The sequence below is a fragment of the Micromonospora sp. II genome (assembly GCF_001709195.1).
Taxonomy (GTDB): domain Bacteria; phylum Actinomycetota; class Actinomycetes; order Mycobacteriales; family Micromonosporaceae; genus Micromonospora; species Micromonospora chalcea.
This window is the reverse complement of the sequence record NZ_LYXF01000006.1, coordinates 159,436-175,198: the sequence shown is the minus strand read 5'-3', so window position 1 is coordinate 175,198 and position 15,763 is coordinate 159,436. Positions and strand designations below refer to the sequence as shown.

Sequence of the window (15,763 nt, the reverse complement as noted above, 5' to 3'; positions counted from 1 at the left end):
CCGATGTGCACTGTCGGATGAGGAAGAGGGCCCGTCCCGGCCGGGACGGGCCCTCTTCGAGCGTCTCAGCCCATGTGCGGGTAGGTGTGATCGGTCGGCGGAACGAACGTCTCCTTGATCGTCCGAGGCGACATCCAGCGGACCAGGTTGTGCCAGGAACCCGCCTTGTCGTTGGTGCCGCTGGCCCGGGCGCCGCCGAACGGCTGCTGCCCGACCACCGCGCCGGTCGGCTTGTCGTTGATGTAGAAGTTGCCGGCCGCGTACCGCATCTTCTCCGCCACCTGGTCGACCACCCGGCGGTCGGTCGCGAAGATCGACCCGGTCAGCGCGTACGGCGCGATCGACTCGGCCTGGGTGACCACCTCGTCGAAGCGGGCGTCGTCGAAGACGTGCACGCCGAGGATCGGCCCGAAGTACTCGGTGGTGAACGTCTCGTGCGCCGCGTCGGAGCACTCGAACAGCGTCGGCCGGACGAAGTAGCCGACCGAGTCGTCGGCGGTGCCGCCGGCCAGGATGCGGCAGGAGTCGTCACCCTTGATCAGCTCCAGCGCGGCGGTGTGCCGGCCGAACGCCTTGTCGTCGATCACCGCGCCGCCGAAGTTGCTGAAGTCGGTCACGTCGCCGTAGGTCAGCGAGTCCGCGGTGGCGGCGAGCCGGTCGCGCAGCCCGCCCTCCCAGATCGACCGTGGGACGTACGCGCGCGAGGCAGCCGAGCACTTCTGCCCCTGGTACTCGTAGGCGCCCCGGATCAGCGCGGTGTGCAGCGCGTCCACGTCGGCGCTGGTGTGCGCGACCACGAAGTCCTTGCCGCCGGTCTCGCCGACCAGGCGGGGGTAACCGCGGTAGCGGGCGATGTTGTCGCCGACGGTCTTCCACAGGTGCTGGAACACCTTGGTCGAGCCGGTGAAGTGGATGCCGGCCAGGTCCGGGTCGGCGAGCACCACCTCGGAGACCTCCTCGCCGCGGCCGGTGACCATGTTGATCACGCCGGGCGGCAGGCCGGCGGCCTCGAACAGGCGCATGGTGAAGTGCGCCGCGAACTGCTGCGTCGGGGACGGCTTCCAGACCACCGTGTTGCCGAGCATGGCCGGCGCGGACGGCAGGTTGCCGGCGATCGCGGTGAAGTTGAACGGGGTGATCGCGTAGACGAAGCCCTCCAGCGGCCGGTGGTCGAGGCGGTTCCAGACCCCGGGCGAGGACAGCGGCTGCTCGGCCAGGAGCCGCCGGGCGAAGTGCACGTTGAAGCGCAGGAAGTCGATCAGCTCGCACGCCGAGTCGATCTCGGCCTGCACGGCGGTCTTGGACTGGCCGAGCATGGTGGCCGCGTTGAGCGTGTCCCGCCAAGGGCCGGCCAGCAGGTCGGCGGCGCGCAGGAAGATCGCGGCCCGCTCCTCGAACGGCAGCGCGCGCCACATCGGCGCGGCGTCCTTGGCGGCCTGCACCGCGGCGCGAGCGTCGTCGTGGGTGGCGTGCCCGGTGACGCCGAGAACGTGCGCGTGCTTGTGCGGCTGCACCACGTCGATCGACGCGCCGCCGGCCATCCGCCGCTCGCCGGCGATCGTCATGGGCAGCTCGATCCGCTCGGCGGCCAGTTCGGCCAGCCGCCGCTGGAGCCGTTCCCGGTCGGCGCTGCCGGGCTCGTAGGAGTGGACCGGCTCGTTGAGCGGCTCGGGTACGGAGAACACGGCGTCCATCAACAGGCTCCTGGCGATCTCGACGGCGACGGCGAAACCGGACCCGCGGGCGCCGGCCGGGCGGCCGGACACCGGGGCGCCGCGGGGTGGGCGGCGGCGGGACCTGGCCCGATTCTGTCACGACAAGCCCTCGCCGGACGCGCCTCCCTGGCACACCGGACGGCCGGTTCATCTCCGGACCGTCGGCCCCAACCCACCCGGATCCGACGAAACATCGGATCGCGCCCCCAGTTCGTCGACGATTCGTCGGCGCTTACTCGACCTTTGATCCAGCCCATCTCGGGGGTGGCGGTGTTCCGGGCCTCCGGGCGGCACCTCCCCGAGCTGGAGTCGACCAACTGCACCACACGGCCCGCCCGGCTGGCGGTTATCGGCCATTGATCCACTCCACCTCGGGGAAATGGCGGTATCCGGGCCCTCGGGATGCCACCACATCGCCGTACTGCAGTCGATCAACGCGCACACGGCACACGGCCCGCCCGAGGAGTGGTGATGCGCCGCGTACGCTGGATGACCGGTGACCTGCCCGGCCCGGCCCGGGGATCCGGCGACCGTCGAAGGGAAGACGATGAGCAACCAGCCCGGCAGCTCCACGGCCGCGGAGACGGATCAGCCCGAGACCGTCGGGCCGACCACGGGCGACGGGGCCACCGTCGAGACGTCCTCCGTCAAGGCGTCCTCCGTCAAGGCGCCCTCCGGAGAGGCACCGTCGGCCGAGGCACCGGCGAGCGAGGCTCGGACGGCCGAGGACGCAGCCGGACCCGCGCATGGGGACGAGGGGACTGTCACCGGCGGTCGGCCGGAGTTCGCCCCGGGCGCGCTCGTACTCGCCCTGCTCTCGCTCGGATGGCTGGCCGCCATGCTCTGGTCGACCCGCGAGGCGATCCACTCGACCGCGGCCGGCGTGACCGCGATCAGCCTCTCCGCGTACGCGCTGCCCGGCGTCATCACCGCGGCGCTGGTCACCGGCGCCACCGTCGCCCTGGCCGCGACCAACCGGCTCGGCCGGGCCACGCTGCGGTTCCTGGCCGCCGTCGGGACCGGCCTGGTGGTCGGGCTGCTCGCCGCGGTGGCGATCAACCTGACGTACGCCGACAACGCCACCACGAACACGATCGCCGGGACCACGGCGGCAGCCGCGATCATCGGCGGCGCGATGGCGGGCGCGCGTCAGGCCCGGGTGGTGGGTGCGATCACCGCTGCGACGCTCACCGCGCAGATCTTCGTGGTGCTGTTCAGCCGCGCCCGGGACCCGCTGTCCGACCTGTTCGGCGCCGGGGAGACCCAGCAGTCGGTGCTCGACGCCGCCAAGTGGGTCTCGCGTACCGAATCGCTGCTCGCCGGCCTGCTCGCCGGCCTCGCCGCGTACCTCTATCTGACCTGGTCCCGCCGCCGGGCGGAGCGCCGCGACGGCGTGGCGTCGCCGCTGCGCTGGCCGGCGTACCTGGTGGCCGGCGCGGGCGCGGGCCTGCTCCTGCTGCTCACCGAGGTGATCATCCGGATCGGCGGCCGCGGGCTGCTCGACCTGGCCGCCGCGCTCAGCGAGGCCGACGAGGTGGCGCAGACCGCGCTCGGCACCTCGCGGGTGGACAACGGGATCTGGGTGCTCTTCGTGGGCGCGCTGACCACGCTCATCGTGTTCGGCCGCACGCTCGGCCCCCGCCCGGTCGAGGACGAGACGGACGAGCCGGCGGCGTCCTGAGCCGCCGGCTCAGCCGGCCTCGCGCAGCAGCAGGTCCAGCTCGGTCACGTCGTACCACTCCAGTTCGTGGTCCTCGGCGCCGTCGACGGTGAACTGGGCGTCCGGGTCGCCGGCCTGGGCCTCGGCCACCACCTCGACGGCAGCGGCCACGTCCTCGACCGCCTCCGCGCCGTCGACGTGCAGCGCGGCGACCGACTTCACCGGCACCGGTCCGGCCGGCCGGACCACGCTGGACCCCAGCTCGCCGCCGACCCGTCCGACCGCCCGGGCGGGCAGGTCGGCCGAGACGACAACCCGTCGCCGGGGCGCGGCGGGGTCGCTCCGGAGCAGGAACAGCGCGTCCTGGGCGGCCCGGGTGAAGGCCACGTACTCCAGTTCCTCCTCGTCGCCCTCGGCGTACCACTCGCGCAGTTCCGGGGTGACCGCGTGCGCCGCCTCGGCGGTCAGCCCCTCCTCGCGCAGCCGGGCGAGCATGGGTACGGTCGCCGGCAGGTACACCCGGACAAGCTCGTCGGTCACCGGTCACTCCCGCATTCAGGCCACTCACCGGCGGACGCCGGCTCCGGGCGCCGATCATGCCGTACGCCAGGACCGTCATACACCCGGCATCCGCGCGGGTGAAGTCTCCCGCCGGTGTGTCAGGCGAACGGGCATGGGGCGATGTCAGCCGGTGATGGCAAACTAAGGCAAACGAAGCCAACCCCGGGAGTCACCGTGGAGTCGAGGTTCCTGCTGCTGTCCGACGTCGCCGCCGAGCTGAACGTCTCGGACTCGCAGGTCTACCACATGGTTCGCAGTGGCGAGCTGCCGGCGATCAAGATCGGCGGTCGGGGGCAGTGGCGGGTCGAGCGCTCCCGGCTGGAGGAATACATCGAGCGGAAGTACGCCGAGACGGCGGAGTGGGTACGCGGGAACCCGCTCGGTGAGCGCGACGAGGAGTGACCACCCGAGGACCGTCGGCCATTGACGCCGGTGACGCCATTCCGGGAAGATGAAGCCCTGTCGGAGGCAAACGAAGGCAAACGCAAGGATTCGAGATGGTCGATACCCGCCGTCCCCGCGCACCCCGCCCGCCGGTCCGTCTCCGGCCCGCCCCGCCACTCGACCCGCCGTGCGTCGACGAGGAGCCGCTGTGGAGTCCCGTCGGGCAGCTCACCCTCGACCTGAGCGATCCGCGCCGCGGTGCCGCCGCACGCCCCGCCGGCCGCGCCCCGGACCCGGCACCCGCCTGGCCACGCTGGACCGGCACCCCCGCGTCAGCCCTCGCGTCCGCCGCACCCGAGGGAACGCGGGCCGCACACCGGTTCGTCCGCACCTTCCTGGAGATCGTCAACGGCTTCCGGCCACCCGGCCAGCTCCGGCCGCTCTGCGTGCCCGAGTCGGCCGGCCCGGTCGCGGCCGAGCTGACCCGAGCAGCCCGCCGGGTGACCCCGGTCCGCCGCCGTACCGCCCGGCCGACTCTGCTCCTGCGGCGTCTGCGGGTCTGCGAGCCCCGCGCGGGCGCGGTCGAGGCCACCGCCGTGTTCGCCGGCGTCGGAGGCACGAGCTGGGCCGTTGCGATACGCCTGGAACGCCGCCGAGGCACCTGGCTGTGCCTCGTCCTGGACGTCCTCTGAGCCCGGTCGTGGGCCCCCCGACCTGGCTCGACCGCGCCGCGGCCACCCGCGCCTCCACCGGCGCCGATCTTGCACTTCCGTCCCGTAGATAACGGCATAAATCGGGCATGATGAGGGCCGGAACTGCAAGATCGCGGGAGAGAGCGAGGGCCCTGGGGGAACCCAGGGACGGCGACGGGCCCCGGCCGGGAGGCCGGGGCCCGTCGTGGGCGTTCGGGGTCAGTTGCCGCCGTTGGGCGAGCCGTGGCAGCGCTTGTACTTGCGGCCCGAGCCACACGGGCAGGGCGCGTTACGGGACGGGCCCTCGCCGCCGTCGACCTGGCCCGGGGCGGCCCGCCGGGCGGTGCTCGCCGCGACCGCCTGGCCGCTCGCACCGGCCGGAGCCCGGCGCGGCCCGGCGGCGGCAGGGCGCTCCGACTGCTGGCCGATGCCGAGCGCCGGCGCCTGCTGCTCGGGCCGCTCGATCACCGGAGCGCCGCGACCGGCCTCGCCGTCCACGGCGGGAGCGGAGTACTGCAGGCCCTGCTGCTGCGGCGCGCGGTTGAGACCCTTCGCCCGGATCTCCACCGGCTTCTCCAGCAGCTGCACCTCCTCGGCCTCCGGCTCGGCCTCCTCGACCTGCACGTCCAGGTTGTAGAGGAAGCCGACCGTCTCCTCCTTGATGCCGTCCATCATGGTGGCGAACATGTCGAAGCCCTCGCGCTGGTACTCGATGACCGGGTCGCGCTGGGCGTACGCCCGCAGGCTGATGCCCTCCTGCAGGTAGTCCATCTCGTAGAGGTGCTCGCGCCACTTGCGGTCGATCACCTGGAGCAGGACCATCCGCTCGAGCTGGCGGACCGCCTCCTCGCCGAGGCTCTCCTCGCGCCTGTCGTACGCGGCGTGCGCGTCCTCCTTCAGGCGGGCGAGCAGGAAGTCCTGGTCGATGCCCGAGCGGGAACCGACCTCCTCCTCCAGCTCGTCGACTGTGACGCCGACCGGGTACAGCTGCTTGAGGCTGGACCAGAGCTGATCGAGGTCCCAGTCCTCGGCGTAGCCGTCGCTGGTCGCGCCGACCACGTACGCGGTCACCACGTCGTCGATCATGTTGCGGACCTGGTCGGACAGGTCCTCGCCGTTGAGCACCCGCAGACGCTCGGYGTAGATCACCTGGCGCTGCTTGTTCAGCACCTCGTCGTACTTGAGGACGTTCTTGCGGATCTCGGCGTTCTGGCCCTCGATCTGGGCCTGGGCACTCTTGATCTGCCGGGTGACCATCTTCGACTCGATGGGCACGTCCTCGGGGATGTTGAAGCGGTCCATCACGGCCTCGACCGCGCCGGCCCGGAAGCGCTTCATCAGCTCGTCCTGCAGCGACAGGTAGAAGCGGGACTCGCCCGGGTCACCCTGCCGGCCGGCGCGACCGCGCAGCTGGTTGTCGATCCGGCGGGACTCGTGCCGCTCGGTGCCCAGCACGTAGAGGCCACCGGCGGCGGCGACCTCCTCCGCCTCGACGTCGCACGCCTGCTTCCAGGTCGGGAGGATCTCCTCCATCGCCTTGGCGTACTCCTCCGGCTGCTCGACCGGGTCGAGCCCGCGCTGGCGCAGCTCGTTCGCGGCGAGGAACTCGGGGTTGCCGCCGAGCAGGATGTCCGTACCGCGGCCGGCCATGTTGGTCGCGACGGTGACCGCGCCCTTGCGCCCGGCCTGGGCGACGATCTCCGCCTCCTTGGCGTGGAACTTCGCGTTCAGCACGGAGTGCGGGATGCCGCGGCGGCGCAGCATGTGCGACAGGATCTCGGAGTTCTCCACCGAGACGGTGCCGACGAGCACCGGCTGGCCCTGCTCGTGCCGCTCGGCGATGTCCTCGACGACGGCGTTGAACTTGGCCTTCTCGGTCTTGTAGATGACGTCGGGCCGGTCGAGCCGGACCATCGGCCGGTGCGTCGGGATGGTCACGACGCCGACCTTGTAGACCTTGTTGAACTCGCCCGCCTCGGTCTGGGCGGTACCGGTCATGCCGGAGAGCTTGTCGTAGAGGCGGAAGTAGTTCTGGAGGGTGATGGTGGCCAGGGTCTGGTTCTCCTGCTTGATCTCCACCCCCTCCTTGGCCTCGATCGCCTGGTGCATGCCCTCGTTGTAGCGGCGGCCGTGCAGGATGCGGCCGGTGAACTCGTCGACGATCAGGACCTCGCCGTCGTTGACGATGTAGTCCTTGTCGCGCTTGTAGAGTTCCTTGGCCTTGATGGCGTTGTTCAGGTAGCCCACGAGCGGGGTGTTCACCGACTCGTACAGGTTGTCGATGCCGAGGCGGTCCTCCACCTTGGCCACGCCGCGCTCGGTGATCGCGATGGTGCGCTTGGCGTAGTCGACCTCGTAGTCGCCCTCGCCGTCGGTGCCGGGCTGGAGCCGGGCCACCACGGTGGCGAACTCCTGGTACCACCGGGCGGAGTGCTCGGCCGGACCGGAGATGATCAGCGGGGTACGCGCCTCGTCGATGAGGATCGAGTCGACCTCGTCGACCACGGCGAAGAAGTGGCCGCGCTGGACCAGTTCGTCCTTCGACCAGGCCATGTTGTCGCGCAGGTAGTCGAAGCCGAACTCGTTGTTGGTGCCGTAGGTGATGTCGCACTCGTAGGCCGCGCGGTGCTCGGTGGCGGGCCGGTTGGGCAGCACCACGCCGACGCGCAGGCCGAGGAACTCGTGCACCCGGCCCATCCAGGCGGCGTCGCGTTCGGCCAGGTAGTCGTTCACGGTGACCACGTGCACGCCCTTGCCGGCGAGCGCGTTCAGGTAGACCGGCATGACCGAGGTGAGCGTCTTGCCCTCACCGGTCTTCATCTCGGCGATGTTGCCGAAGTGCAGCGCCGCGCCACCCATGACCTGGACGTCGTAGGGACGCTGGCCGAGCACCCGGGAGGCCGCCTCACGGCACACCGCGAACGCCTCGGGCAGCAGGTCGTCGAGGGTCTCGCCGTCAGCGAGCCGCTCCTTGAACTGGTCGGTCATGCCGCGTAGCTCGTCGTCGCTGAGGTTGACGTAGTCGTCCTCGATCGAGTTGACGGCGGCCGCGATGGCCTTGAGCCGACGCACCATGCGCCCCTCGCCGGCGCGAAGGACCTTTTCCAGAATCGACACGGATCAACGCTCCCCTAGACGGTCTCGAACCATCGTAGGCGCTCGGAGGCGACGATGGTCACTGGTGGCGGCGGTCCGGGCTCCGGAACCCGACATAACGCCGCGACCGTGCGCCACCGGCCGCTAATCGGGTTACGCCGTGCGCGAACGATCCGGCACGATGGCTCGGATGGAGCCTGTGGAGATCATCGAGGACGGCCTGCTGCTGCGCCCCTGGCGTGCGGAAGACGCCGACGCGGTGCACCGTGCCTGCCAGGATCCGGACATCCAGCGCTGGACCACCGTACCTCGCCCGTACCTGCCGGAGCACGCCGCCGAGTTCGTGACCACGTTCAGCGCGACCGCCTGGGCCGAGGGCGCGGGCGCACCGTTCGCGGTCTGCGACGCCGGCACCGGGGAGCTGCTCGCCTCGTGCGGCCTGGTCTCCGTGGACCGCGAGCTGGACTCGGCCGAGGTCGGCTACTGGACCGCGCCGTGGGCCCGGGGCCGGGGCGTCGCGGTCCGCGCCACCCGCGCGCTCGCCCGCTGGGCGTTCGACGCGCTCAAGCTGCGCCGGCTCACCTGGCAGGCCGAGATCGGCAACCACGCCTCCCGGCTGGTCGCGCTGCGCGCCGGCTTCCGCGTCGAGGGTGAACTGCGGCTGGCCCACCCCAGCCCCGGCGGCCGTCCGGAGGGCTGGATCGGCTCCCTGTTCCCGGCCGAGCTGGCCGCGCCCGGCGACCCGGTCCCCTACGGGCCGGACACGCTGCAGGCCCGCCGCGCGGCGGTCTTCGGCCGGCCGCAGCCGGTCCTGTTCGCCACCGCCGGGGACACCGAGCTGCGGCTGCGCGCGCTGGAGGAGCGCGACCTGCCCGCGGTGACCCGCACCTGCCAGGACGAGCAGACGATCCGCTGGACCACGGTGCCGCACCCGTACCGGCCGGAGCACGCCGAGGGCTTCCTGCACGACCTGGTCCGCCCGGCCTGGGCCCGGGGCACCGCCGCGACGTTCGCCGTGGCCGACCCGGACGACAGCTACGTCGCCTCGATCGACCTGCGCATCCTCCCCAACGACCCGCTGGTGGCCGACGTGGGCTACATGACCGCGCCGCACGCGCGCGGCCGGGGTTATCTGCCGGCCGCGCTCACCGCCGTGTGCGCCTGGGGCTTCACCACGCTCGGCCTGGCCCGGATCGAGTGGCGGGCCAACGTGGGCAACACCGCCTCGCGGCGGGCCGCCGAGAAGGCCGGCTTCACCGTCGAGGGCACGCTGCGCGGCGGCGTCCAGCACCGCGGCGAGCGCCAGGACGCGTGGATCGGCGCGCTGCTGCCGGAGGACCTGGTGTGACGCCGGAGACGATCGAGGGGTACGGCGTACGGCTGCGGCCGTGCCACCTCGGGGACGTGCCGGACATGGTGGCCGGGTGCGCCGACCCGGAGACCCGCCGGTTCATGCCCCTGCTGCCCGATCCCTACGACGAGGACGCCGCCCGCTGGTGGATCACCGAGGGCTCGCCGGCGGCGTGGGCGGCGGGTGGGGCCGCGTACACGATCGCCGACCCGGCCACCGACCGGCTCCTCGGCAGCATCGGTCTGAGCCGGCTCAGCGCGGAGCGGGCGAGCTACGAGATCGGTTACTGGGTGGGTCCCGCGGCGCGCGGCCGGGGCGTGGCGAGCGCCGCCACCCGGCTGCTGACCGAGCGTGCGTTCGCCGCCGGGGCGGCCCGGCTGGAACTGCTCACCCGCGTCGACAACGTGCCGAGCCAGCGCATCGCCCTGGCCTGCGGCTACCGGCACGAGGGCGTACGCCGGGCGGCGGGCGCGAGCGCGGGCGGCGTACGCGAGGATCTGATCGCCTGGGTGCGGCTGGCCGACGACCCGCCGGGACCGGTCGCCCGTCTGCTGCCGGACCTGCCCGGCGGCCGGCTCACCGACGGCGTGGTGACGCTGCGGCCGGTGGGGCCGGCGGACACCGACGTGCTGCACCGGCTGCACTCGCTGCCGGAGGTGGTGGCGAACCGGGTGCCGCCGGTGGCGCCGGAGCGGACCGCGCTCGCGCGGCGCTGCCGGCTGGCGGCGAGCCGCTGGCTGGCCGGCGAGGCCGCCGACCTGGCGATCGTCGACGCGGTGACCGGCGCTGTCGTCGGCGGGTGCGCGCTGTTCTACGACGAGCCCGCCACCGGCCAGGCGATGATCGGCTACAGCCTGCTGCCGGAGGCGCGCGGGCGCGGGCTGGCCGCGCGTACGGTCCGGCTGGTCGCCGGGTGGGCGTTCGGCATCGGGGTGGCCCGGCTCTGGGCCGGTACCCGGCCGGACAACGTGGCCTCGCAGCGCGTGCTGGAACGGGCCGGCTTCCGGCGGGAAGGGCTGCTGCGCGGGCGGTTGCCCGGCCCGGACGGCGCCCGGGTCGACTCGGTGGTCTACGGCCGGCTCGCCACCGACGAGAACTGAGACGGGCCCCCGCGCATGCGGGGGCCCGTCTCACCGGTCAAGGGGTCACGTGTCGAGCTGGATGATCCCGTAGTCGTACGCGTGCCGCCGGTAGACCACGCTCGGGCGGCCGGACTCCTTGTCCTGGAACAGGTAGAAGTCGTGGCCGACCAGTTCCATCTGGAACAGCGCGTCGTCGACGGTCATCGGATCGGCGGGGTGGACCTTCGCCCGGGCGATGTGCCACGGCTGGTCGTCGGGTTCGACGTGACCGTCCTCGTCGGGACGTTCGGCGACGGCGGTGGCGGCGCCGTGGCCGTCGCGCGCCGCCAGGCCGGGCCCGTCGAGTTCGGCCACCGGCAGTCCGGCGGTCGCGGCGGCCACGGAGATCGGCGCGTGCCGCCCCCGGTGCACCCGGCGGCGGTCCGCCGCGCGGCGGAAGCGGGTGTCCAACTTGGCGATTGCGGCGTCGAGCGCGCTGTAGAAGTCGCTCGTGCAGGCCTCGGCCCGGATCACCGGGCCGCGCGTGACACAGGTGATCTCCACTCGCTGGCAGTGGTCCGCCTGGCGTGGATTGCGCTCGTGGAACAACTCGACGTCCACGCGAATGAGCTTCTGGTCGTAGCGTTCGATCTTCGCGAGCTTCTCGGCTACGTGCACCCGGTAATGGTCCGGCACTTCGACGTTACGGCCCTTGACCACGATGTCCACGTGACCTCCCTTGTTCGGACGGTCGTTCGGTCCGGAGAATCCGGTCGACCCGCCCGGGAGGGCCCCGCTCGGCGTCGACCGGTGGTGTTCGGCTACGCCTCCTTCCAGCGCCGGGGGAAGGTTGGCATCCTCTCTACCCCCGACACCGAAACGCTAACTCCTGTACCGCCAACCGTCACCCCTGGTTGCCGAAAGGGGTTGCGGAATTTAACACCTCATACACCATGGGGTGAAACGGATACACGAAGCGTCACCGAACGTGCCGCTTTTGCGTTGCGGCGAGCACGGCCGCGGCCTTTGGCGTCATTCCCGCGCGGTGCAACATCCGGCTCACCGCCGCGAGCGTCGCGCCGGTGGTGACGATGTCGTCCAGCAGCACCACGGTCCCGGCCGGGCGGTGTCCGGTCACGGGGCGGCGCAACCGGAACGCCGCCTCGGCCGCGGTGGCCCGTCCGGCGCTGTCCAGCGTCACCGAGTCGGGCCGGGACAGTGCCCGCAGCGGTCGCAGCACGCGCACCGGCCAGCCGGCCGCGCGCAGCCGGGACGCCGCCGGGCGGACCAGCCGGTCCAGGTGGTCGCCGTAGCGGGCCCGGGCGGCGCGGGCCGTGTCCGGCACCGCCACCAGCGTCACCGGGCCGGGCGGCCCCACCGCCTCGGCGACCACCTCCGCCAGCAGCGCGCCGAGCGGCCGGGCCAGCCCGTGCCGGCCCCGTTCCTTGTACGCGAGCAGCGCCTCGCGCAGCGCCCCGCCGTACGGGCCGAGCGCGACACAGGGCGGCAGGCCGGGCGGGGCCGGATCGGGCCGGGTGGGCGCGGGGCGCAGCGACTCCAGTTCGCGTACGCAGCCGGGGCAGAAGCCCTGCCGCAGCCGCGCCGCTCCCCCGCCGCAGCCGGCGCACCCGGCGGGCAGCACCAGGTCGGTCAGGTCCGACCAGAGCCCGCCCAGGTCACGCACGGCGGCTCAGTAGAGGAAGAACGGGGCGGTCGGGTTGGTCGCCCGGCTGCCGGCCGGCACGTCGAGCACCTGCTCCCGCTTGACGAAGTCGAACGGGTTGTTCCGCCAGGCCGCCCCGTCCGTCTCGAACATGAACGAGAACGCGGCCAGGCCCCGGTCGCTGCCGCCCGGATACCCGGCGAGCTGGGTGACCGGGGCGCCGATCTCCACCGCCAGCGGGGTCTCCCACACGCCGTCGACGCTGAGCTGGTGGATCGCCGAACGCCGGTCCGCCTCGTTGCCGGCCAGCACGAGTTCGTTCTCCGCCACCCAGTCCACCACCGTCACGCCGGTGAGCAGGGTGGCCACTCGGCGCGGCTGTCCCAGGTTGACCACGCCGCCGTCGACGCTGACCGCGGCGACGTAGAGCGCGCCGCCGCTGACCAGTGCGACCCGGTGGCCTTCGAGGGAACCGGCGACCGCCGTCACCGGGCCGGACACGGACAGCGCGATCTCGCTCATCCGGCCCGACCCGTCGAACCGGTAGAGCTTGCCGTCTGCCGCCACCAGGCCACCCGGCCGGGCCTTGGTCAGCGACCGCAGCCAGGTCGGGCGGCTCATCGCGCGGAACGTGCGGTCGCTCGCGTTGAGCGTGGCCACCGGCTCCGCGCCGGAGCCCACCTTGAGCCGCTTGCGGTTGTCGGCGCCGGTCACGACGAGCGCGGCCAGCACCTGTTCCTCGGCACGGGCGAGCGCGGCGGAGACCACGTTGCGGTTCTCCTCCGGCGGCAGCGGCACGGCGGCCCGCGGCTCGTTGCCGAACGCCAGTGGGCGTACGGCGCCGTCGTAGACGCCCAACCGCATCGGGTTCGCCCCGCGCGGGTACGCGACGACCGAGACGCGCTCCCGCCGGAGGTCGACGGTCAGCCGCTTCTGGTTCTGGATCTTGAGGTCGACCACGCCGTCCAGGTCCGACAGGGACCAGGCCAACTGGGTGCCGAGCCGGTTCAGCCGCTGCTCGTTGGCCCCCGGCATGTTCAGGTTGATCTCCCAGTGCCCGTCCGTCCCGGTCGCGTTGTTGATCAGCTGGGTGCCGTCGGGCAACCCGGTCACGCCGGCGGCCAGCCAATCCGAGGGGCGGTCCGCCAGCCACTTCATCACCTCGGTGATCCGCCGCTCGGTCGGCGCCGAGGAGAGCAGGTAGCGCTGGTCCGGCACCAGCCGGGTCTGGTCCGAGTTCCAGAAGTAGACGGTGCGCGGACGGTAGTACTCACGCATCGCCGAGTCGCTCACCAGCAGCACGTTCGGCGCCTCGGTGATCAGCAGTCCGGTCCCGGCCGGCTCGGCGCGGCGCAGCTCGAAGACGTACTGCGTGTCGCTGGCCACCGGCGGGCCGAGCGTGCCGTCCGCCCGCAGCACGCCGACCTGCTGCACCTTGAGCGTCACGGTGCTGGTGCCCTGGTTGTTCGGCGGCGTGCTCTCCGGCTTCTCCCGCAGCCGCACCACCGTCAGCTCGACCTCGCTGGTCTGCGGCTTGCCCGGGAGCAGGTCGCGGGACTCCTCGGCGAGGAACTTGCGGGCCCGGGCGTACGCCTGGTCGCGTTCCCCGGCCGCCGCCGCCCGCAGGTAGTTCTCGATGAACGGCACCGGCTCGCTGCTGTCGGCCGGTTCGGGCGGCCGGGCCGGACTGCCGTTGAGCGCTCCGCCCTGCGCGGCCGGCACCGAGCCGTCGATCTGGACGTCTGTCTCACCCGGGATGCCGCAGCCGACGAGCGCGGCCGGAAGCAGGGCGCCGGCCAGCAGCAGGGCCAGGGCGCGGCGGCTCACGGCCGGACCTCCGCCCGGTCGCCGTCGGTGGCGGGCTCCACGGTCAGCGTTCCGGCGTCGGTGCCCGGGCCGATGGCGAGCAGGCCGCCGTCGCGGGGACCGCCGAACGGCACCGTGGCGTCGGCCGGCACCAGCCGCAGCGGGGAGGTGGTGAGCCGGTCCCCGGCCCGGGCCGGCAGCGTGAGCCGGAACTGGGCGCCCTGGCCGGGCGCGCCCCACGCCTCCAGCCAGCCGCCGTGCAGGCGGGCGTCCTCCAGGCTGATCGACAGGCCGAGCCCGGTGCCGCCGGTCTGCCGGGCCCGCGACGGGTCGGCCCGCCAGAAGCGGTTGAACACCAGCTTCTCCTCCCCCGGCTTGAGGCCGACGCCGTGGTCCCGCACGGTGATCGCCACCGCGCTGCGGTCCTGGCCCAGGGTGATCCGTACCGGTTTGGCCTCGCCGTGCTCGACCGCGTTGCCGACCAGGTTGCGCAGCACCCGCTCGACGCGGCGCGGGTCGACCTCGGCGATCACCGGAGTGTCCGGCAGGTCCAGCTCGATCGTGACCCCGACCCGCTCGGCCAGCCCGGCCAGCCGCTCGGTGACCCGGTGCACCACCGGCACCAGGTCGGTCGGCTCGCTGTCCAGCACCGCGAAGCCGGCGTCGAACCGGCTGATCTCCAGCAGGTCGGTGAGCAGCTCCTCGAACCGGTCCAGCTCGGCCTGGAGCAGCTCGGCGCTGCGGGCCACCGCCGGGTCGAACTCGTCCCGCTCGGCGAAGATCAGGTCGGCGGCCATCCGGACCGTGGTCAACGGCGTCCGCAGCTCGTGCGAGACGTCCGAGGTGAACCGGCGTTGCAGCCGGGACATCTCCTCCAGTCGGAGGATCTGCCGTTGCAGGTTCGTCGCCATCTGGTTGAACGAGGCGGCCAGCAGGGCGAGGTCGTCCTCGCCGTTCACCACCATGCGCTGGTCGAGCAGGCCGGCGGAGAGCCGCTGCGCGGTGCGCGCGGCCACCCGTACCGGCGTCACCACCAGGCGGGTGACCAGGGCGGCCAGCAGGCCGAGCAGGAGCACGAGCGCGACGCCGGTGGCGACCACCGTGGCCCGGGCGTCGGCCGCCGTCGCGTCCTGCCGGGCCAGGGGTACGAGGTAGTAGAGCTCGACCTGCCCGAACTTGGTGGGCACCGGGGAGCCGTAGACCAGGTATTTGGTGCGTTCGCCGCCGAGCGACCCGGTGCGGATCTGGTGGGCGACCTTGCCGGAGGCCACGGCGGCCCGCAGCTCGTCGCCGATCACCGTGCCCACCGGCACCTCGGGCGTGGTGCGCGGCTCGATGAACTCGGCGAAGTTGTCGGCGGTGATCGCCACCACGACGCCGCTGGTCTGCGTCGGGTCACCGCCGGCCAGATAGTTCACCGTGCCGTCGATGGTGTTCTGGAGCTGCGCCTCCTGCGGCTGGCTGTAGAGGTTGAACTGCTTCGCCGCGTACTCGCTGCCGTTGCTCAGCCGCAGCCGCACGTCGGTCTCGGCGTTCTCCAGCAGGATGCTGGTGATCTTGTCGGCGATCAGGTAGGCGAAACCGCCCACCAGCAGACTCGACGCCACCAGCGTGATGGTGACCACACGCACCTGGAGCGACCGCCGCCAGGCCTGGTGCACCGCGGCGACCAGCCGGGCGACCCGGCCACTCAGGGCGAGCCAGAGCGCCCGCACGGCGTGGAGCCGGCGGGGCTCGGCGGTCGGCGTGTCCGGCAGCGGGGTGGTCACCACAG

At 72.8% G+C, this 15,763-nt stretch carries 12 protein-coding genes; 5 read left to right on the top strand and 7 right to left on the bottom strand.

What is annotated here, in order from left to right; all coding sequences use genetic code 11:
- Nucleotides 1–65 precede the first annotated feature (65 nt).
- Entirely contained in the window at nt 66–1,694 is a 1,629-nt protein-coding gene (gene pruA, locus A8711_RS03965) for an L-glutamate gamma-semialdehyde dehydrogenase (protein ID WP_064447768.1), read from the bottom strand.
- A 568-nt stretch (nt 1,695–2,262) separates the two neighbouring features.
- Between pruA and A8711_RS03960 the strand changes: the two genes are divergently transcribed.
- Nucleotides 2,263–3,396, top strand: a complete 1,134-nt coding sequence (locus A8711_RS03960; protein WP_069087469.1) for a hypothetical protein — start codon at nt 2,263–2,265, stop codon at nt 3,394–3,396.
- A gap of 9 nt (nt 3,397–3,405) precedes the next feature.
- On the opposite strand, the gene A8711_RS03955 is transcribed toward A8711_RS03960, so the two are convergent.
- Nucleotides 3,406–3,915: a hypothetical protein gene (locus tag A8711_RS03955; protein ID WP_043326377.1), complete on the bottom strand. Its 510-nt coding sequence runs from the start codon at nt 3,913–3,915 to the stop codon at nt 3,406–3,408.
- Between the two features lie 195 nt (nt 3,916–4,110).
- On the opposite strand from A8711_RS03955, the gene A8711_RS03950 reads away from it, so the two are divergent.
- The gene (locus A8711_RS03950; protein ID WP_030501414.1) at nt 4,111–4,338 is read left to right on the top strand and encodes a helix-turn-helix domain-containing protein; all 228 of its coding nucleotides are present in this window, start codon (nt 4,111–4,113) and stop codon (nt 4,336–4,338) included.
- A 95-nt stretch (nt 4,339–4,433) separates the two neighbouring features.
- Nucleotides 4,434–5,012 carry an Rv3235 family protein gene (locus A8711_RS03945; RefSeq protein WP_043326379.1) on the top strand — a complete coding sequence of 193 codons (579 nt, stop codon included), beginning with the start codon at nt 4,434–4,436 and terminating at the stop codon, nt 5,010–5,012.
- 219 nt (nt 5,013–5,231) lie between these two features.
- Here the strand turns inward: A8711_RS03945 and secA are convergent, their stop codons facing one another.
- On the bottom strand, nt 5,232–8,129 hold the full coding sequence (gene secA / locus A8711_RS03940; RefSeq protein WP_069087468.1) for a preprotein translocase subunit SecA: 2,898 nt from the start codon (nt 8,127–8,129) through the stop codon (nt 5,232–5,234).
- Nucleotides 8,130–8,298: 169 nt separating this feature from the next.
- Here secA and A8711_RS03935 point away from each other — a divergent pair, with 169 nt between their 5' ends.
- Both A8711_RS03935 and A8711_RS03930 read left to right on the top strand, forming a co-directional pair.
- Nucleotides 8,299–9,456, top strand: coding sequence for a GNAT family N-acetyltransferase (locus tag A8711_RS03935; protein WP_069087467.1), 1,158 nt, complete (start codon nt 8,299–8,301; stop codon nt 9,454–9,456).
- Nucleotides 9,453–10,559, top strand: a complete 1,107-nt coding sequence (locus A8711_RS03930) for a GNAT family N-acetyltransferase (protein ID WP_069087466.1) — start codon at nt 9,453–9,455, stop codon at nt 10,557–10,559. The genes A8711_RS03935 and A8711_RS03930 overlap by 4 nt, the downstream gene beginning before the upstream one ends.
- A gap of 45 nt (nt 10,560–10,604) precedes the next feature.
- Here the strand turns inward: A8711_RS03930 and hpf are convergent, their stop codons facing one another.
- From hpf to mtrB, 4 genes are all read right to left on the bottom strand, one after another.
- On the bottom strand, nt 10,605–11,249 hold the full coding sequence (gene hpf, locus A8711_RS03925) for a ribosome hibernation-promoting factor, HPF/YfiA family (protein WP_043326386.1): 645 nt from the start codon (nt 11,247–11,249) through the stop codon (nt 10,605–10,607).
- 250 nt (nt 11,250–11,499) lie between these two features.
- The gene (locus A8711_RS03920) at nt 11,500–12,204 is read right to left on the bottom strand and encodes a ComF family protein (RefSeq protein WP_043326388.1); all 705 of its coding nucleotides are present in this window, start codon (nt 12,202–12,204) and stop codon (nt 11,500–11,502) included.
- A 6-nt stretch (nt 12,205–12,210) separates the two neighbouring features.
- Complete coding sequence (locus A8711_RS03915; protein WP_069087465.1) at nt 12,211–14,010, bottom strand: LpqB family beta-propeller domain-containing protein; 1,800 nt, start codon at nt 14,008–14,010, stop codon at nt 12,211–12,213.
- Nucleotides 14,007–15,758, bottom strand: a complete 1,752-nt coding sequence (mtrB, locus tag A8711_RS03910; protein WP_369830099.1) for an MtrAB system histidine kinase MtrB — start codon at nt 15,756–15,758, stop codon at nt 14,007–14,009. Before mtrB ends, A8711_RS03915 begins: the two co-directional genes overlap by 4 nt.
- Nucleotides 15,759–15,763 lie beyond the last annotated feature (5 nt).